The following is an 18,933-nucleotide window of genomic DNA, read 5'->3' on the forward strand; positions in this document are numbered from 1 at the left end:
GCCAGCAGGGTCATTGGGGATTTCGGGCATGGGGTGCCGTGCCGATTGCCATACGATGGCAGTCGGAGCGCGCAGATGCCCGCTCAAGCAGCTTTGCCGCTTGACACGAAGTCGGAATTGCGGGAGCCTACATACGTTATCGTAGAGCTTCACCCCCTCTCGCTCCGGCGAGAGGCTATCGCCCCCGTTGCTGCGGGGGCGATTTCATTTCCGGGGTCGGAGATTTGATGAACTGGGGGGCTAAATGCCTCCTTTGAAGCTGGAGTTTTGGCGTCAAGCCGTTCAGGGGCGCACTGTGCGCCTAGGTGAGTTTCAGCAGATCAGAAGTGGTGCGGGCCTTTTGGCTTCGGCCTCAGCTCGCGTGCTCAGGAATTACAGCGAGTTCAGCCACTCAGCGACATCTCGCGTTTTGGCGAACAACCCCCGCCGACCTGGCAGCGGAAAGGTGCGAACCGGCAAAAGTTCACGCTGGACGGCTCGGCCGAAGGTGCGGCCGTTTGGAAAGCCAAGGTTCCGCTGGAGGTCGCTGCCGCCCATGAGCTCCCCATGCCGCTCTAGCAGCTCGCGACTGAGTTCGGTGGAGACTGCTGCTTCTGGATTCTGGATAGGCATGACGCAACTCCTAGCTACCGTTGGACCCCATCATGCACAATTGCAGCCAGTTCTAGGGGATTCTTTAGTCCCGCTTCAGAAGATCCATAAGTATGCCTCGTGGCAAGATTCCAACAGACGTGGCGCTGGTCGTCCGCAATAGCGTGTGGGCCTGCGTTGTGCGAAGGCTGCATGGCGATCGACTGACCTGGGATGATCTTGATCAGTTGCTCTTGCCTAGAGTTGGGCTCGATATACACGCGCAAGCGGCCAACGGTCGTCCCCGATCCTTCTACCGGTTCTTCAGCAAGGGGCATCATCCAGGGAAGCTACGCGGTCCTGGTGGATACTTGATTGACTCGGTGCATGGGGATCCAGCGTTCGCGGCTGCAAAGGAGGCCTTCGAGCATCCGATCTGGATGATCTGCAGCACAGAGGCTCCCACTGCGGAGCAATTGCGGGGCGTACGTCGATCACTAATGGAGCGTCTTGGGCTACTGATGCCGTCCATCACCGAACGCCTGGTGGCTTCTCATCACAATCTCCCTGGCCTCAGCAGCTATGCGCCAAGTCGGGTAGATGCCTTGGAGTCCATGTTCAACGTGGCCGAAGGTGGCTCCTTGGACGCGATAGGCCTGTGTGCGTGTAACTATCTGTTAGCTATAGACAGCGGTAGGCTCGAGACTGCAGTAGATGTCCGGGATGCACTACGCTGGGCAATTATTCGTTTTTGTGCTGTTTGGGGATTGCGCCCCGACGCATGCACGGCAATCCAGCTGTTGATGGAGCAGCGGGTGGTCAGGCTTCGTAGGGGATCGCTGTTGCCAAAGGATGTTGGGTTTCCACTTGGCAATACGGATTCCAGCGCGTTTAGTAGCAATTCGGCGAAGGGGGTATTCTTCGCAGATGACTATCCGTGCATGCTTCCGGTGACTCCTCGCACAGGTGGGGTGGATACATTCTTCGCCCGGTTTCACTCGCACTATCTTGCTTTCGTGAATGATCTGACAAGGCAAGGAGCATTCGCGCAGCTGGCTGGGACTGAGCTCGGCGGATCTTTGCCGACTCAAGATGCAATTGACGACCTGTTTCTTGGGCTGCTGGACGTGCCGGAGGATGTTTGTCACGGCGAGGTTGCAACTCTCAAGCAGTTTGCGCCAATCAGTCCGGTAGCGGCATGCGTGGCGGAAGTCCTGCCCACTTCTAGCATCGGAAGCTCGCCTTACACCCGCATCAAGCCTCTGGGCGCAGTGCTTCTGAAGTTCATGCGTTCTGTCGACATGCTGGTTGACGTTGAGCATCCGCATCCCATGGTTGATGAGCCGTGAGATGCGCCTCCAGGATCTTTCGTTACCTTGAAGTGGCGTCAACAAGGGAGAGGTATCAACGCTAGCCGCGCGGTGGAGGTCACTGTTCTTGCGGGGAGATGCGCATGCTGGTTCTGCAATGCATGCCGAGCCTTTTAAGCTATGGTCAGTACGAAGAGGTCGCCCCAAAGGGATTTCCTTGAAGCGCTGAACCTCTTATTGCGAAGGAATCGTCAGTCAAGCGCGCCGACAGGGCTTATGAATGCTTTCCCTTCTAGCTCGGATGGTGCGCTGGAGGCCACCACTTGACCAGCCAGTCCTGTGTAGCCAGAACTGGCAAGAAGCCATTTGCTCAAAGTGGTCGCATGCTCGTTGAGCGGGATAGTGGGGTGGGCACTAGGCGTGAGCCTAGTGGTACGCATCTGAAGAAGACTGAGCCTTAGCTCAGTAAAGTCAGTCTTTGAGTCGCTTCTCAAAGTCGGCAATGAGCTTGCCCAGGGATAGGCCTGTCAGGCGCGCTATGTCCCTAAGCTCCACGACGTCAACCCTGCGCTTCCCTGTCTCAACATCGCTAATGAACGACTGGCTGCGCCCCAGCTTGCTGGACACTTGTACTTGGGTAAGGCCAGCAGCCAAGCGCGCGTCTCTGACGGTCTCAATCAGGGCGGCGTATTCCTTGCGATGGATTGTCTTGGCCACGGCCGCACCCTGGTTGAGCGGCTTCAGAAGCTATATCCAGTTCTCCGATATCTAAAAACCAGATATCCTGTGCTTCTCATTGACAGGGGAAGGGCATGATCAAAGAACAACGTCGACGCGACGCAGCTGGCTGGGGCAGGCAGGGCTTGCTGCTTGCTCTGACGGTCCTAGTTGCCGCCTGCAGCGGTCCAGTAGACAGGAAGTTGGTCACTGACGGCACGCAGGAGCAATACAGAGCGTCGATTGACGCAATTGACGCCGAGCTGAGTGCCCATGAGCGGGATGCCTTCAACTGGGCCGTTGCCGGCCTTGATCTGGCTGAGCTGAACAAGGCCTACCCGAATGCATCTATAAGACAGGTGGTTAGGGGGCACATCAAGCAGATTAGGGATGCCCATCCAAAAGAAATTCTTGCTCTGCAGGAGCAGGCCAACGCGCAGCGGCCGACGATCACCGAACTAGAAAGAGTGCGTGCGAGTGGCGCAACGTTACGGATCGAGGACAGCTTCTTTGGCCCGAAGCCGGTCATTGAGGCGCGAATTGCGAATAGCTCAACTTTGGCGCTCAGCCAGGCCAGCTGGGCGGCGACGCTCTACATCAATGGCGAAGCTCAGCCCACGGCAAAGTCGCGGGTGCACAGCGACTTCCGATCGATTGATGGCCTCAAGCCGAGCCGCGGCGTCACGGCGCGCTTCAATGTTGGCTTCGTAAAAGGTGATGATGCGTGGTCGACACTGGCAATTCGACAAGCGTCTTCAACGCGAGTCGAGCTCGAACTAATTCCTCAGACGGCTTTGGACTTCAATGACAAGCCCTACATAGCTGCCAACTATAGGGAAAAGATCCAGTCTCTGGAGAATCAGCTTAAGCAAGCCGAGAAGTTCTCAGATATCTGACTCATTGGCGTTCCGCAACTGCGTCCGATGACCAAGCGCAGCGCGGAACGCTCCAGATCCAAGTGTCCAACTGCTGATGAGGATCCTAGCGCTCAATGCGACCGACCATCCTTGCTCTCGATCTCGAGGGGACGCTGATCTCAAATGCTGTCAGCCAGATTCCACGCCCAGGGCTTTATCAGTTCCTTGAGGTCGCTCATGAACTCTTCGAGCATCTGGTCATCTACACCACGGTCCCTGAGGCAGCTTTCCGCAGGATTTCGCGGCTGCTGGTCGAGGAAGGGAGCGCGCCAGGCTGGTTCGCTGAGTTGCCATATACATTCTGGGGAGGGGCAACGAAGGACCTCCGGTATGTGTCTCCGATCCTGGGTGCAGCGCTGTTGCTGGACGATCACGCGGACTACATCCATCCGGGGCAGGAGCGCTATTGGATTGAGGTCTCTTTGTTCGGCGCTCCATATGACGCGGATGACGCCGGCCTGGAAGTGGCCCTTGAGATGCTGAAGGAACGATTGGTTGTTCCGTTGTAGTTGGTGTGCTTAGTGAGTGGGTTGGCGGGTGCAGCTCTTCCAGCCAGCAGCGCCGGTTGCTGCATAGGAATGGGCTGTCGTTCAGGAGATCCGACATGATTCGAACAAGTTTGACCCACCCTTTAGCTATCGCGGAACTCCCGGTTGGCGAAAGGGGAGGGGCAATTGGTGTGACCTTCGCGCCAGGTAAGTACCAAGAAGTTGCGATGACGGGGGCATGGGCGAGAGACATCGATGTGGATGTCTCTGTGATTCAGTGTTGGGGAGCCAGCCACCTGATCACGCTACTCGAGCCGTGGGAGTTCAGTGAGTTGCGGATCGAGTGCTTGCCTCAAGTGGTTGAAGGGCAGGGCATCTCATGGCATGGCCTTCCAATCACGGATGGCGCAGCACCTGACCAGAGGTTGCTCGAACGATGGCCAGTACTGGGGTCAATGCTCGTTCGGAGTTTGCATTCGGGCCTGCGCATTGTGGTCCACTGCAAGGGTGGGCTGGGGCGAGCCGGCACTGTCGCAGCGATGCTTCTACTGCAGTCAGGGGCTGAGCGAACAGCGCAGGCTGCCATTGGCTCGGTGCGACGTGTCAGGCCGGGTGCCATCGAGACCGCTGTCCAGGAGGATTTCCTGCAGCAATGGGCACAGGGACTGCGCTCGTAGTTGCCCTTCCAGATCAAACGCGTGGCGAGCTCATCAGTCGTTCAAGGCCAGCCCTGGCTATTGGCGCCACCGATACCTACGCGATCTAGTCGACCGCTGACACCGGATTCGCTGGGTCGCGCGCCCACTAGTGGACGCGGCGCGGAGAGTATCCGCTAAAGCCTCCAGTCGCTACTTGGCTGCAGCCAGTACTGTCTGCCCAGAGGGATAAACGTCTCCATTGCCACGTCCAAGATCAACGGCTGACGCCAGCCATGGCCTGGCACGAAGCAAAAGTCAGTCGGGCCAAGTGCTCCCGATTGAACTCGGCTAACGAGCCAAGTGCATCTCCTGCTGATCTCTCGATCAAGTACCCGACGGGCGGCCTCCTCGTCCAGATCAGCTTTCAGGAACTCCGACGCAACGTTGCGCATGCCGGCCCACAGTACATACCTCTTGCGTCCCAAGCTCAGTGCATTCCACTCCGGGAGCTGGGTCGATCTCAGGCCATTGCCCAGCGTGGGAGATAGCCGATACTTGCGTAGCAGGTTGGCCAGGTATGCACGGGCTTCGCTCTCTGCGAGCGAGGTTCCCAAGGTCCGTTTGGCAGTGGACGGGCATTCGGCAGCCCATCGGGTAAGCGTACTGGTCAACCTGGCCTCCAGACTCACGTCCTGACGTGACCAAGCGGCCTGATAGGTCCATGCCAGAGGCTCATACAAGGACCTCGCCCCGGAATTGGGGGCTGCGATGGGAATGCGCTGCAGTACGCGAAGTGAGGCAAGCGTATCGAGTGCGGCTGAGGCCAAGCCCTCGGCGGCAACAGGCCCGCTTACGGTCCTTGAGCGCTCCAGTGCGCACCAGGCGCAGGCTAAGAACGGGCCGATTGAACGAACGAAATCGTCCAACTCTGGCCAATGCGAAATGAGGGTCGGTTGGGTGACAACATAGGCCACTTGTCTCTCAGATCGCTCGCCTAGCTCACCAGCATAGCAGCGAGGCGAGTCCGCGTCTATCTGATCTTCAGATATCGCCACACTGCTGTCCGTGGCTGCGCTGGAGTTGTGAGTGAAAGTCCCGTCGCTTCCTCCAGCGGTGTTCTAGGTTCTTTGGGGAGCCGTGCTATGCCGAGGAGCGCGAGTAGGCCATTGAGCATGGACGAATCAGTGGTTCAAGTTCCATGTCGCGCGGCCGATACAGCCCTGTCCAGACTCCTGGCGGGTCGTCCCGGCCACGAATCCAGTCGATGGCATCCCGTTTGCCCAGGAGCTCCGGAGCGACGTTCTAAGTACCCTGCCATGTACTCAATTCAGAAGATCATCGACCTGCTGCTGCTATTGGGCGTTCCTTCGCTGCTCTTCATTGGCGCTTACGTTCTGCGCCGCCCCAAAAGAGAGCTCAGTTGGGAGCCGGTGCTGGATCAGCGAGTTCATTGCTGGAAATGGTGCGCCTATGGCTTCATTTTTCTCTTGTATGTTCCCGGGACGACGTTGTATCGAACGTTGATTCCTACGGGTTGTGATGGACTTGTTTGCGTCCAGTTCTTCACCGCGAGTGGATACCGTATCGCCCCGAGCGAACTTCATGTTGTTCTCGTCGCAACTGCCGTTTTCGCGGGGTACTTCTTTGCGCGTGTTCGAGCTTCGTACTCACCGATTCCTACCAGGGCCCGGGGCTACGTCCTGAAGGTTGCCTATCATGGCAAGGGGGAGTACTCGCCACACTTGGAGATAGCCCGCCAAGTTCGCCGGCGTCAGCTCAGAGCGGAGCTTGCTGAAAGGCGTAGGCTTGAGCGGGAGGGCTTCCACCTATGGTTAAGATCCGTACGGCCGTGGGTTTGCACGTTGGCCAGAGGCTCTACTGTTGAGCTACTTAGCCCCATGCTGTCGGGAAGGGACCCACTCACTCTTGTCAGGTGGCTATCTCGTAGCGGCCCCATACATGATGTAGTCCTTCTTTCTAGGCGACTTCGTTGGTGTGAGGCGTTCTTCTACCACCTCACCGTGAATCATCGACTTTCCTTCAAGTCAGTTCGATCCGAAGGCATACGATTCAGGGTCGGCTGAAGGCCCCACTCATCACATCCTGTGTGTCTTAGGGCGATACACGATTCTGGGAGGCCGGGCGTATTGGCTAACTGATTGAGTCAAGTCGAGGGCCAGAGGCGGTGGCATTTGACCTTCGGCTTAGCTGAAGATAGTCCAGTGACATTCAGTTCATGAGTCGGCCGCCACCGAACCCACTCGCCCTTTCCGGGCTTTAGTTGAGCCCATTCTCCACTTCAGGCGAATGGGCGGCATATCACGCTCAATGATAGCTCGTGCTCGCACTCACCTTGCCGCGGAAAACGCGGTATGACCAGGCGGTGTAGCCCAGGATGACAGGAAGCATGACCGCCAAGCCGACCAGGCTGAAGCCAAGCGACGACACTGGCGCTGCTGCATCCCAGATCGTCAATGCCGGGGGGAGCAGGTACGGCCACATGCCGAGTACGAGGCCTAGGTAACCCAGGACAAACAACGACAGGCTCAGTAGGAAAGGGGCAAGATCATGAGTGGGGCGTTTCTCCGCGCGCCACAGCGCCACTGCCACGGCGAGCGTAAGAAGGGGGACGGGGGACAGCCACCAGAAATTCCCGTCACTGAACCAGCGAGTCATTAGTCGCAGATCAAGGAACGGCAGCCAGCTGCTCACGAGCCCCATGGCCACGATCACGGCGACCACCAGGGGGCGGGTCAGGCGCCTGGCAAGTGCGTGGGTTCGCCCCTCGGTCTTCAAGATTAGCCAGGTGCCTCCAAGCAAGGCGTAGCCGGCAACCAAGGCTGCTCCGGTAAGCATGGCAAAGGGGCTGAACCATAGGAATGGCCCGCCAGCGTAGGTGTCACCAGTCATTGGCACGCCTTGCACCACCGTGCCAAGAATCACTCCTTGAGAGAACGCGGCCAGAAGCGAGCCAAGGCCGAAAGCCACGCTCCAAAGCCTCTTGGAGCGATGGGCTTTGAACCTGAACTCAAAGGCGACCCCCCGGAAAACCAATGATACAAGCAGCAGAAGTACTGGAAGGTACAGGGCCGAAAGAAGCGCTGCATAGGCTGTTGGAAACGCTGCTAGCAATCCGGCTCCGCCGAGCACCAGCCAGGTTTCGTTGCCATCCCATATTGGGGCAGCGGTGTTCATCATCACATCGAGCTGCTCTTCATCCTCGGCAAAGGGCGCGAGAATGCCAATACCGAGTACGAAGCCGTCGAGGACGACGTACATCAGGACGCCGAAGCTGATGACGGCGAACCAGGCGATGGGCAACCAGGTCATCGAGTCCATGTCAGCGTTCCTCAGAGAGATTGATCAGCGGCCGAGATAGGCCGTGCAGGTGTGCGATCACCACCCTCTAGCGACGGACTTCCGTCTTGGGCATGTGGGCCATGTCGGAGGATCTTGACCAGATACCAGATGCCCCAACCAAATACGAACGCATATCCAGCGACATAGACCGCGAGTGAGATCGCTGTCATCCAGGCCGTTTGCGGTCCCACGGCATCAGCCGTTCGCAAAACGCCATAGACAATCCAAGGCTGGCGCCCCATCTCGGTGACAAACCAGCCGGCCACCAAAGCAACGAACCCACTTGGAAGCATCCAGTTCCAAGCGCGCAGCAGGGCCCCGGAATCGAACAGCTTACGGCGGGCCAGGGTGAAAGCAGAAAGCCAGGCGAGCAGTAGCATGAGGGTGCCTATCCCAACCATGATCCGGAATGCGAAGAACACAGGCGTGACCGGAGGTCGTTCGCTCGCCGGTACGGATGTCAGCGGTGCGAAGGTTCCATCCATGGAGTGAGTCAGGATGAGGCTGCCAACACGCGGAATCGCGATCTCAAGATCGTTCCGCTCTTCCTTCTCATTTGGTACAGCGAAGACGACCAGCGGAACTCCTTCACCTTCTTGGCCCTGATGCCAGTGAGCCTCTACCGCTGCGATCTTCATCGGCTGGTGCTTGAGGGTGTTCAGACCATGCATGTCACCCACGAAAATCTGAACAGGAACGGTAATGGCCGCAAATATCACAGCCGCCCCAAGCATCTTGCGGCCGGCTTCGACGTGCTCCTTACGCCGCAGGTACCAGGCGCCAACACCACCCACCACGAAGCAGGTTGTTATGAATGACCCTATTGCCATATGGGCCAGTCGATAGGGGAACGATGGATTGAACACAACCTCGAACCAGTCAACCGGATGGACCACTCCGTTGATCATTTCGTAGCCCGCAGGCGTATGCAACCAGCTGTTGGAGGCAAGAATCCAGAACGTTGAAAAGAGCGTTCCAAGTGCGACCATGCATGTGGAAAAGAAGTGCAGGCGTGGTGATACTCGCCCCCAGCCGAACATCATCACTCCGAGGAAACTTGCCTCCAGGAAGAAGGCTGTCAGGACCTCGTAAGTCAGTAGGGGGCCGATTACGGTTCCGGCGATCTGGCTCAAACGAGGCCAGTTTGTGCCGAACTGGAACGCCATGACGATACCGCTTACCACGCCCATGCCGAAGGACACGGCAAAGATCTTCTGCCAGAAGAAGAACAGATCCCGCCACACCGGGTTGCGGGTTCGAAGCCAGCGCCATTCCACGAAACCAAGCCAACTGGCCAAGCCAATGGTGAAGGCAGGGAAGAGCACATGGAAGCTGATGAGAAAGCCGAACTGAATTCGGGAAAGGAGGAGGGCGTCCATAACGATCCCAATAGGGGGTGGGTGGTGGCTAGCGGCTCAAGTTCCGATGGTGCCTAGCAATTTCATCGGCGGAGATCCTTGCTCATTGCACGGCAGGCGTCATCTGGCGTCATACGGCTGCTAGGTGTGCAGCTTCCAAATCGAGTAGGCGCTGGGGGTGTGAATAGATGTTGAAGCCATCCGAGCGCGCGAAACCGACAAGACAGATCCCTGCGGCCTTTGCGAGATCTATGGCTAAGGCTGTGGGTGCCGATACCGCTGCAACGATCGCCATGCCTGCATAGGCGGCCTTACTCACCATTTCGTAGCTAGCACGGCTAGATAGAAGCACGAGACCTTCGTTGGTTGAAGTCGATGAGCGCCTCATTGCACCAATGAGCTTATCTAGTGCGTTGTGCCTGCCCACGTCTTCGCGTACCACTTCGATAGCTCCGTCCGGGAGAACCCATGCTGCTGCGTGGGTTGAGCCGGCAGCCTCGTTCATTGGCTGTAGCCCTTTTAGCGAGGACAGTGCTACGCGTAGCGCCAAGGCGGAGTAGGTGGTGGGTCGGTCGATTGGCAAAGGCATTCTGAGCACTTGCTCCAGTCGACTAGCTCCACATAGCCCGCAACCGCTACGCCCGGGTAGGTTGCGGGTGGCGTCGTTGGGCATTGACACGATGGGTGCACTATCTGTGACTTCCATCGCCAGCTCAATGCCTTCCAGCGATGGCCTCACTTCAATCCGGAGAAGTTGGGAGGGATCAGAAATTGTTCCCTCCGTCATGGAAAAGCCCAGCGCAAAGTCTTCCAGATCCGTTGGGCTGGCCATCATCACCGAGAAAGGACTGTCGTTGTAGAGCATCGCGACAGGCACTTCTTCGGCAACGCTGTCCATGATTGAGCCGCGCTCGCCACCACGCCACCGAAGGGTTCTTCGATATGCGATGCCGCAGGGCTCGTTGGCAGGTACTGGGCTGGGCGCTTGCATGGAGATGAGGCCTGGCGGGGAGGGAAGCCGGTAACGATGATCTGGGCGTGCAGGGTCCCTCGGGTCGGGGACTTCTTAGTGGTTTGACAGTGCGGAGAGTATCCCAAGGCGTACACCCCGCTGCGGTCAAAATTTACAAATGTTCGCAGATGGACAGTTTGGCTGAGTTGATCCGACATTCTGTTCGAGGGGCTGTGGCCCGCCTGTCCGCTACATGTGCCTGTAGCTAGAAAACGCCCGATAAATTAGATAGTTACAATCGATGGCGGGTGGCGTGAAGACCTGTTCGTGGTGAGGGCCAGGATGAGCGCTTCGGGTCCGTTGAGGCACTCGTATCGGACACCAGTGCCTCGATTCGATCCCCGGCGTGTACGCCGGACGTCTTGTCTGGGCAGGGTGGACATACTGTCCGTGGAAGGGGAGGCCGTCGCGTGCTTAACTTTTCCCACTCCCAATTGCATGCTGCGAGTGCCTGTCATGTCAGAGCAGAAGATCCCCCGTTACAAAGCCTACGACCATCCTGCCGGTGGTTGGGGTGCCGCCGGTGCAACCGCCAAGGTTCTGATGCAGCAGAGCGTCATTGCCAAGGGATCTAAAGCGCTTTTGTCGATGAATCAGCCTGGGGGATTCAAGTGCCCCAGTTGCGCTTTCCCGGATGCAGATCACACCAAGAAGCTGGAGTTCTGCGAAAACGGTGCGAAGGCCTTGGCATGGGAGGCAACCAAGCATCGCGCCACGCGTGAGTTCTTCGCGGAGCACACTGTCCAGGAGCTGATGGCGCAGTCCGACTATTGGCTGGAGATGCAGGGTCGATTGACCGAGCCGATGCGATATGACCCGGTATCCGACCATTACGTTCCTTGTAGCTGGGATGAGGCCTTCGCGCTGATCGGGCGACACCTGCAGGCCCTGTCCAGCCCGCATGAGGCTGAGTTCTACACCTCGGGGAGGACGCCGAACGAAGCCGCGTTCCTGTACTCGATCTTCGTGCGCGAGTTCGGAACCAACAACTTCCCGGACTGCTCGAACATGTGCCACGAGCCGACCAGCCGGGGGTTGCCGCCGGCAATTGGTGTCGGCAAGGGCACTATCGTGCTCGATGACTTTGAGCATGCTGAGGCCATCTTCGTCATCGGCCAGAACACAGGCACCAACTCACCACGAATGATGTCCAACTTGGTGGAGGCGCGGAAGCGTAATGCTCCAATTGTCGCGGTCAATCCTATGCCGGAACGTGCGCTGATTCGCTTTGCCGAGCCCCAGGACGTCGTGCAGATGGCCACGTTTGGCTCCACCGAGATTTCCAGTGAATTTGTACACATTCGCATCGGCGGTGACCTGGCCCTGATCAAGGGCATCATGAAGGCTATGTTCGAGCGGGAAGCGGCCGGCGAGTCTGTTCTCGATCACGAATTCCTGACCGAGCACACCGTCGGGCTGGAGGCATTGCGTGAAGAAGTGATGTCCCTGGAGTGGAGCCAGATCGTCCAAGTGTCCGGGATCAAGAAGGAGCAGATTCTGCGTTGTGCAGAGATCTACATCCGTTCCCGTGCGACCATTATCTGCTATGGCATGGGCCTGACCCAGCACCAGCAAGGATCTCGCCTTTTGCAGCAGGTTGCCAATCTGCTGATGCTGCGCGGCAACTTCGGAAAGCCCGGGGCGGGCATTGCTCCTATTCGCGGCCATTCCAACGTGCAAGGCGACCGTACCGTCGGCATTGATGAGAAGCCGACGCAACGCTACCTGGACCAAGTTCGCGACGTGTTCGGGTTCGAACCGCCGCGCGAACATGGGCACCATGTGGTTGAGTCTATTGAGGCGATGCTGGCTGGAACCGCCAAGGTCTTCATCGGCATGGGCGGGAACTTCATCCATGCTGTTCCTGATACCGAAATTGCCTACAGGGCAATGCGTGGTCTTGAGCTTACGGTTGGCATCGCCACCAAACTCAACCGTGGCCACCTAGTGCATGGCAAGGAGGCGCTGATCCTACCGGTGGTGGCGCGCTCGGAGTGGATCCATACCCCGCTGGGTGAGCAGTTTGTCACCATTGAGGATGCCATGTCGAATGTCACCGCATCCCGTGGAGTACTGGAGCCTGTGAGTGAACATGTTCTTCCGGAAGTTGAGATCGTGTGCCGCATGGCAATGGCAACACTGCCGGACAGCAAGGTCGACTGGGCAGCTTGCATGCACGATTACAACCATGTTCGTGAGCTGATCGCGGCGGTCTATCCCAGCATCTACGCAGACTTCAATGAACGGATCCAGGCGCCGCGTGGCTTCCACTTGGACATTCCGCCGCGCCGCCGTGAGTGGCCGACACCTAACGGGAAGGCCAATATTCTGGTGTTGCCGGGTCTTGAAGTGAACGACCTGGTCGAGGATCCCACTATGCTTCGGCTGGCCACGGTTCGCTCCCATGACCAGTACAACACGACAATCTACAGCTACAACGATCGCTATCGCGGTGTGTATAACGATCGAATGATCCTCTTCATGAACCTGGAAGATCGAGTAGCACGAGGGATTGGGAAGGAGGAACAGGTGAGCCTCGAGACGATCTCCAGTGATGGCGTCTGCCGGCGGGTCGATGGGTTGACTGTGCTTGACTATCCGATGCCGCGTGGCGCGATTGCGGGCTACTACCCTGAACTCAATCCACTGCTACCTCTGGATTACTTCGATCGCATCAGTGGTACCCCCGCGGCGAAGTCGATCCCGGTCAGGGTGGTCATTTCACAGTGATTGCGCCGGCATGTCGTAGGGAGGACTAAGAATGTCAGCCGAGCTCATTCGGGCGCCAGAGCCGGTAGGTGAGGGCGCACTGGCAGATCATCCCCGCCAACTCACCGACGGTTTCGGACGCAGCTTTCCGTACCTGCGCCTTTCGTTGACCGAAGCCTGCAACTTCCGTTGCAGCTACTGCCTGCCCGACGGCTACCAGGCCGATGGCCGCCCGCGCTTCCTGCAGGTGGAAGAAATCGCGCGCCTGGTGCGTGCGTTTGCCGCGCTGGGCATGAGCAAGATCCGCCTGACCGGCGGCGAGCCCAGCCTGCGCAAGGACCTGGATGAGATCATCGCCACCGTGGCGGCGGTGCCGGGCATCCGCAAGGTGGCCATCACCACCAATGGCACGTTGCTACCGCGGCGCCTGCCGGGCTGGCACCGCGCCGGCCTGACCGCGCTGAACGTGAGCATGGACAGCCTGCAGCGCGAACGTTTCAAGACCATCACCGGGCATGACCGCCTGCCGGAGATCGAACAGGGCCTGGCCCTGGCGCAGGCGCTGGGCCTGCCGGCGATCAAGCTCAATGCGGTGCTGCTGCGTGGCCTGAACGACGACGAGCTGCCGCAGTGGATGGACTACCTGCGTGACCGCCCCTTCAGCGTGCGCTTCATCGAACTGATGCGCACCGGCGACAACGAAGCCTATTTCCAGCGCCACCACCTGCGCGCCGACGTGGTGATCGAGCAGCTGCTGGCGGCTGGCTGGCACGAACGGCCGCGCGCCGCCGATGCCGGCCCGGCGCGTGAGTACAGCCACCCGGACCATCGCGGCACGGTGGGCATCATCGCCCCGTATTCGCGTGACTTCTGCAAGGGCTGCAACCGCCTGCGGGTGACCGCCAAGGGTGACCTGCGGCTGTGCCTGTTCGGCGAGTTCGGCGTGCCGCTGCGCCCGCTGCTGCAGAGCGACGATGACCATGACGCGCTGCTGGCACGCATTACCACGCAGCTTGGCCTGAAAGCGGCCGGGCATGGACTGCACCAGGGCCAGACCGGGCTGACCCCGCACCTGGCCTCCATCGGAGGATGAGCAACACGATGAGTGGGGAATTGAATGCGGCCTTCCATATGGCCGATGTCCGCGACAAGCGCATCACCCGCCGACGTGCGGTGGCGGTGGGCGAGCTGCATGCCGGTCCAGTGGCCTATCCGCTGATCGTCGAGCGCCGCCTGCCCAAGGGCGATGCGCTGGTGATGGCCGAGATTGCCGGCCTGCAGGGCGCCAAGATGGCCTCGATGCTGATGCCACTGTGCCACCCGCTGCCGCTGGAACTGGTGCAGGTGTTCTGCGCGCCGGTACCGGAACGGCAGGCGATCCGCGTGTGGTGCGAGTGCGCCAGCGAGGCGCGCACCGGCGTGGAGATGGAGGCACTGGCCGGCGTCAACGCGGCGCTGCTTACCCTGTACGACCTGAGCAAGCCGGTGGAACCGGCCCTGCGCATCGAAGGTATCCGCCTGCTGTTCAAGGAAGGCGGCAAGCGCGGTGTCTGGCTGCACCCCGACGGCATGGACGATGCCGAGCGCACGCGTTTCAAGCCGCGTGCGCCGAAGGGCCTGGAGGGCGCGGCCTGCGCGGTGATCACGCTGAGCGATCGCGCCAGCGACGGCACCTATGAGGATATCTCTGGCCCGACCCTGGTGACCGGCCTGAAAAAGCTGGGCGGCGAGGTGGTGGCCGCTGAGGTGTTGCCCGATGGCATCGAGCCATTGGCGGGTCGCCTGCAGGCCTTGGCCGCCGAGGGCGTGCGCCTGTGCCTGTGTACCGGTGGTACCGGACTGGGCCCGCGTGACCTGACCCCGGAGGCGCTCCGTTCCCTGAACGCGCGGCCGGTACATGGCCTGGCGCAGATGGTGCGCGCGCTGAGTGCACAGCACACGCCGATGGCCTGGCTGAGCCGCGCCGAGGTGGTGCAGCTGGGCAACATGCTGGTGTTCGCGCTGCCCGGCAGCCCGAAGGCGGCGGCGCAGTGCCTGGATATCCTGGCGCCGGTACTGGGCCACGCCCTGGCGATGGTCGAGGGGGATGGCCACTCATGATTCCCTATTGCGAAGCCTTGCAGCACCTGCTGGACGCGGCCACGCCGCTGCCGGCCGAGCGCGTGCCGCTGCATGAAGCCGGCGGCCGTACCCTGGCCAGTGACATCCACAGCGGGCAGTCGTTGCCGCCGTTCGACAATTCGGCGATGGACGGCTTTGCGCTGCGCGCCAACGGCGCGACGTTCGAGGCCGGTACCGAATTCGCGGTGCAGGGCTGGCAGGCAGCCGGCGATGCCGGCGCCGAAGGCGGCGAGGGTGCCTGGGAAATCATGACCGGAGCGCGCATGCCGGTTGGCCTGGATACGGTGGTGCCGGTCGAGAACGTGGAGATCCTCGCCAGCGAGGACGGCCGCCCGACCCGCATCGCGCTGACCGCGACGGTGAAGCCGGGCCAGAACGTGCGCCTGCGCGGCCAGGACGTGCGCGAGGGTGAGCGCGTGCTGTGCGCCGGCCAGGTGCTGGATATCAATGCCCGCACCCTGCTGCACGCCCTGGGCGTGGGTGAGGTGGCGGTGGTGGCGCGGCCGAGGGCGGCGGTGATCGCCACCGGCAAGGAACTGGTGACCGAGGCGGCGCAGGCGCTGGAATCGGGCCAGATCCGTGACAGCAATCGCCCCTACCTGGTGGGCCGCCTGCAGGCGGCCGGTGCCGAGGTGGTCTGGCAGGGCACGGTGGGCGACGACGTGGCCGCGTTCAATGCGGTGCTGGATGAAGCGCTGGCCGCTGGCGCGCAGCTGCTGATCAGTACCGGCGCGGTGTCGGCCGGCCGCTACGACTTCGTTCCCGATGCGCTGCGTGGCCGTGGTGCGCGCATCGTCTTCCATAAGGTGGCGATCCGCCCCGGCAAGCCGTTGTTGTTCGCGGTGTTGCCCAATGGCGCGCTGTACTTCGGCCTGCCCGGCAACCCGGTTTCGGCTGCCGTGGGCCAGCGCTTCTTCGTCGAGCCGGTACTGCGCCGCCTGCTGGGGCTTGCACCGGAACCGGTGTTGCGGCTGCCGCTGCAGGCCGACGTGCGCAAGCCGCCCGGTCTGCGCTTCCACGCGCGGGCGCGGGTGGAAATGGACGGGCAGGGGCGCCTGAGTGCGCGCGTACTGTCCGGGCAGGAGTCGTTCCGTTTGATGTCCATGCTGCAGGCCAACGCCTGGGTGGTGCTGGAGGCCGAGGGAGACCTGGCCAGCGCTGGCACCTTCGTGCGCGTGCAGGGCTGGGGTCACCACGAACCGGTGCAGCTGGTGAGCCAGGAGTCATGATGAAACAGGTGAATCTGCAGTTGTTCGGTGCGTTTTCCGATCTGGATGCCAGCCGCGAAATCGCCGTCGATGTGGCCGGTGGCACCGTGGCCGATCTGCGCCAGGCGCTGCGCGAGCTGCTGCCGGTGCGTTGGCCGGGTTTCCGCGCGGGCCTGCTGGACTACTCGGCGTTTGCCGACCAGCAACGCGTGCTGCGCGACCACGAGGCGCTGCCCGACGATGGCCGCGTGGCGATCCTGCCACCAGTGAGCGGGGGCTGAGCGATGAGCGAGAAGATCATCGCGACGGTGGTGGACCGCGCGCAGGCGGCGATCGATCCGGCCGAAGGCATCGCGGCGGTATCTGATCCGGGCTTCGGCGGCATCGACGTGTTCATCGGCAAGGTGCGCGACGTCAACATCGGCCGGCCGGTGACCGGGATCACGTACGACCTGTTCGAACCTTTGGTGCTGAACGAGTTCAAGCGCCTGGCGGCAGAGGTCGAGGCGACGTTCGGTCCGAAGCTGAAGCTGTATGTGGCCCACGCCAAGGGCCGGTTGGGCATTGGCGATGTGGCGGTGGTGGTGGCCGCCGGCAGCCCGCATCGAGACGAGGCATTCCGGGCCTGCCGGCAGTTGATCGAGGTGGTCAAGCACCAGTGCCCGATCTGGAAGCAGGAGCATTACGAGGACGGCGACAGCGAGTGGACCGAAGGCTGCAGTCTCTGCCATGCGGATAACGAACCCACGCAAGCTCATGACAATGCCCATGAATGTGCACACGATCACGAACATTCCCACTGACGGCATCGTGCTGGCCGGTGGTCTTTCCAGCCGGATGGGCCGTGACAAGGCGCTGCTACCGTGGCACGGGCGAACCCTGCTAGAGCACATGCGTGGCCTGCTGCGACAGGCAGGTGCGGAAAGGGTATGGGTGAGTGGCAACTACCCGGCCTTCGGTGGCATTCCTGATCGCGTGGCACGCTGCGGCCCGTTGGGCGGGCTCTACAGTGTGGCCATGTGCATGCCGGACGCTGCCGCTCTGGTGCTTCCGGTGGATACGCCCAATGTGACCCCGGCGTTACTACAACGGTTACGTGATGCGCCTTCGGCTGCCTGTGTGCTGTTTGCGGAAGAACCCCTGCCGATGCGGTTGCAGATTGATGACCATTGCCAGCATGTGTTGCGGGAATTGATCGAGAATCCGGCGGCGCACCGCTCGCTACACGCCCTGCGAGAACGCTTGGGCGCAATCGAGCTGCCACTGGCGGATAGCGAATACGACCAGCTACTCAACTGCAACACCTCAACCGAGCTCGAGTTCATTGCATCATGAAAGTCCAGCTACAGCGGCAGGCAGTTCGTCTGCGCGTTGATGAAGAGGAGCTAGCGCAGTTGCTGGCCGGCGAATCGGTGGAGAACCTGACGCGGTTCGGCGGCGATCGCGGCTGGGGCATGGTGCTATCACTGCATGCAGGGCAACAGGCGGTGCTTCTGGAGGGGAGCGAGTACTGCCGGTTGATGCTTCCTCGCGAAGCGGTTCAGTCCTTGGCATTACGTTTGCCCTGTCGTGATGGTCTGGGTTTTGGCATTGCGCTGGATGATGACATCTCGCTGCAGCTTCAATTCGATGTGGATGTACGAGACAGCCTGCGCCAACGAGGTCCGCACCGTCGTGCACCCTCTACCTAGCTCTGGGCGGGCCAGCTATGTAGCGCCTGCGATGCCAAGGATAGGCGGTGAAACCGATCTAAACCCAACCAAACGGGGAAACCAATGATGAAACGAGTTGGACTGTTGTTGCTGGGACTGCTGGCCACGGTGCCGGCCTTGGCGGCCGACCTGACGGTGTCGGCGGCATCGAGCTTGACCGAGAGCTTCCGCGAACTGGGCACCGCCTATGAGAAGGCACACCCGGGAACCAAGGTCGATTTCAACTTCGCCGCGTCCGGCGTGCTGCTGCAGCAGATCAGCCGCGGCGCGCCGGTGGATGTGTTCGCGTCGGCCGATGAAACCACGATGGACCAGGCCCAGCAGCAGGACCTGCTGGCGGCCGGCACCCGCGAGGTGTTCGCGGTGAACGCGCTGTGGGTGGTGGTGCCGCCGCAGGCCAAGGCTGCGCCGCGTACCTTGAAGGACCTGGCCGGTGCCGGTGTGCAGCGCATCGCACTGGGCAACCCGGACAGCGTGCCGGTCGGCCGCTATGCCAAGGGCGCGCTGGAAGCGGCGGGCCTGTGGCCGTCGGTGCAGGGCAAGACCATCACCACGCAGAACGTTCGCCAGTCGCTGGACTACGTGGCGCGCGGTGAAGTGGATGCCGGCTTCGTCTATGCCACCGATGCGCAGGCGATGCCTGATCGGGTGCGCCGTGCCTTCGCGGTGCCGGTGGCGGGGCGCATTGCCTATCCGTTGGCGGTGACCAAGGCCAGTGCGCAACCGGTTGAAGCCAAGCGCTTCACCACCTTCGTGCGTTCGGCACAGGGCCAGGCGATCCTGGCCAAGCATGGGTTCGGCAAGCCCTGAGGC

General features: G+C 60.8%; 18 protein-coding genes. 13 read left to right on the forward strand and 5 right to left on the reverse strand.

All coding sequences use genetic code 11. The features are described 5' to 3' along the window. Window positions 1–372: 372 nt before the first annotated feature. Window positions 373–612 (reverse strand): hypothetical protein, encoded by a 240-nt coding sequence (locus ACZK3W_RS11145; RefSeq protein WP_049399270.1) that lies wholly within the window; start codon window positions 610–612, stop codon window positions 373–375. Window positions 613–941: 329 nt separating this feature from the next. Between ACZK3W_RS11145 and ACZK3W_RS11150 the strand changes: the two genes are divergently transcribed. Continuing rightward, window positions 942–1,919, forward strand: a complete 978-nt coding sequence (locus tag ACZK3W_RS11150; RefSeq protein WP_146027644.1) for a hypothetical protein — start codon at window positions 942–944, stop codon at window positions 1,917–1,919. Window positions 1,920–2,351: 432 nt separating this feature from the next. Here the strand turns inward: ACZK3W_RS11150 and ACZK3W_RS11155 are convergent, their stop codons facing one another. Next, entirely contained in the window at window positions 2,352–2,597 is a 246-nt protein-coding gene (locus tag ACZK3W_RS11155) for a helix-turn-helix domain-containing protein (RefSeq protein WP_017354505.1), read from the reverse strand. 95 nt (window positions 2,598–2,692) lie between these two features. Here ACZK3W_RS11155 and ACZK3W_RS11160 point away from each other — a divergent pair, with 95 nt between their 5' ends. The 3 genes from ACZK3W_RS11160 (at window position 2,693) to ACZK3W_RS11170 (ending at window position 4,679) form a co-directional block, all read left to right on the forward strand. Further along, window positions 2,693–3,493, forward strand: coding sequence for a hypothetical protein (locus ACZK3W_RS11160; RefSeq protein ID WP_017354504.1), 801 nt, complete (start codon window positions 2,693–2,695; stop codon window positions 3,491–3,493). A 95-nt stretch (window positions 3,494–3,588) separates the two neighbouring features. After that, window positions 3,589–4,023 (forward strand): NIF family HAD-type phosphatase, encoded by a 435-nt coding sequence (locus ACZK3W_RS11165; RefSeq protein ID WP_017354503.1) that lies wholly within the window; start codon window positions 3,589–3,591, stop codon window positions 4,021–4,023. 206 nt (window positions 4,024–4,229) lie between these two features. Continuing rightward, complete coding sequence (locus tag ACZK3W_RS11170; protein ID WP_017354502.1) at window positions 4,230–4,679, forward strand: phosphatase domain-containing protein; 450 nt, start codon at window positions 4,230–4,232, stop codon at window positions 4,677–4,679. Between the two features lie 2,286 nt (window positions 4,680–6,965). On the opposite strand, the gene cydB is transcribed toward ACZK3W_RS11170, so the two are convergent. The 3 genes from cydB to fdhD form a co-directional block, all read right to left on the reverse strand. Then, window positions 6,966–7,979: a cytochrome d ubiquinol oxidase subunit II gene (cydB, locus tag ACZK3W_RS11175; RefSeq protein WP_017354501.1), complete on the reverse strand. Its 1,014-nt coding sequence runs from the start codon at window positions 7,977–7,979 to the stop codon at window positions 6,966–6,968. 11 nt (window positions 7,980–7,990) lie between these two features. Then, window positions 7,991–9,379: a cytochrome ubiquinol oxidase subunit I gene (locus ACZK3W_RS11180; RefSeq protein WP_017354500.1), complete on the reverse strand. Its 1,389-nt coding sequence runs from the start codon at window positions 9,377–9,379 to the stop codon at window positions 7,991–7,993. Window positions 9,380–9,488: 109 nt separating this feature from the next. Further along, the gene (gene fdhD, locus ACZK3W_RS11185) at window positions 9,489–10,349 is read right to left on the reverse strand and encodes a formate dehydrogenase accessory sulfurtransferase FdhD (RefSeq protein WP_026070516.1); all 861 of its coding nucleotides are present in this window, start codon (window positions 10,347–10,349) and stop codon (window positions 9,489–9,491) included. A 477-nt stretch (window positions 10,350–10,826) separates the two neighbouring features. Between fdhD and ACZK3W_RS11190 the strand changes: the two genes are divergently transcribed. The 9 genes from ACZK3W_RS11190 to modA all read left to right on the forward strand — a co-directional run bounded on the left by ACZK3W_RS11190 (window position 10,827) and on the right by modA (window position 18,930). Next, a complete protein-coding gene (locus tag ACZK3W_RS11190) occupies window positions 10,827–13,100 on the forward strand; it encodes an FdhF/YdeP family oxidoreductase (protein WP_026070515.1) in 2,274 nt (757 codons plus the stop codon). A 31-nt stretch (window positions 13,101–13,131) separates the two neighbouring features. Next, window positions 13,132–14,172 carry a GTP 3',8-cyclase MoaA gene (moaA, locus tag ACZK3W_RS11195; RefSeq protein ID WP_017354497.1) on the forward strand — a complete coding sequence of 347 codons (1,041 nt, stop codon included), beginning with the start codon at window positions 13,132–13,134 and terminating at the stop codon, window positions 14,170–14,172. 8 nt (window positions 14,173–14,180) lie between these two features. Further along, window positions 14,181–15,179 (forward strand): bifunctional molybdenum cofactor biosynthesis protein MoaC/MoaB, encoded by a 999-nt coding sequence (moaCB, locus tag ACZK3W_RS11200; protein WP_026070513.1) that lies wholly within the window; start codon window positions 14,181–14,183, stop codon window positions 15,177–15,179. Beyond that, on the forward strand, window positions 15,176–16,429 hold the full coding sequence (locus ACZK3W_RS11205) for a molybdopterin molybdotransferase MoeA (RefSeq protein ID WP_017354495.1): 1,254 nt from the start codon (window positions 15,176–15,178) through the stop codon (window positions 16,427–16,429). Before moaCB ends, ACZK3W_RS11205 begins: the two co-directional genes overlap by 4 nt. Further along, window positions 16,429–16,689, forward strand: a complete 261-nt coding sequence (locus ACZK3W_RS11210; protein ID WP_017354494.1) for a MoaD/ThiS family protein — start codon at window positions 16,429–16,431, stop codon at window positions 16,687–16,689. Before ACZK3W_RS11205 ends, ACZK3W_RS11210 begins: the two co-directional genes overlap by 1 nt. 3 nt (window positions 16,690–16,692) lie before the next feature. After that, on the forward strand, window positions 16,693–17,211 hold the full coding sequence (locus ACZK3W_RS11215; protein ID WP_017354493.1) for a molybdenum cofactor biosynthesis protein MoaE: 519 nt from the start codon (window positions 16,693–16,695) through the stop codon (window positions 17,209–17,211). Next, the gene (gene mobA, locus ACZK3W_RS11220) at window positions 17,177–17,743 is read left to right on the forward strand and encodes a molybdenum cofactor guanylyltransferase (RefSeq protein WP_478449906.1); all 567 of its coding nucleotides are present in this window, start codon (window positions 17,177–17,179) and stop codon (window positions 17,741–17,743) included. The genes ACZK3W_RS11215 and mobA overlap by 35 nt, the downstream gene beginning before the upstream one ends. Further along, window positions 17,740–18,099, forward strand: a complete 360-nt coding sequence (locus tag ACZK3W_RS11225; protein WP_017354491.1) for a hypothetical protein — start codon at window positions 17,740–17,742, stop codon at window positions 18,097–18,099. The genes mobA and ACZK3W_RS11225 overlap by 4 nt, the downstream gene beginning before the upstream one ends. A gap of 87 nt (window positions 18,100–18,186) precedes the next feature. Then, window positions 18,187–18,930 carry a molybdate ABC transporter substrate-binding protein gene (gene modA / locus ACZK3W_RS11230; protein WP_026070511.1) on the forward strand — a complete coding sequence of 248 codons (744 nt, stop codon included), beginning with the start codon at window positions 18,187–18,189 and terminating at the stop codon, window positions 18,928–18,930. The last annotated feature ends 3 nt before the right edge of the window (window positions 18,931–18,933 follow it).

This window comes from Stenotrophomonas sp. 80084_Sma (genome assembly GCF_056481995.1).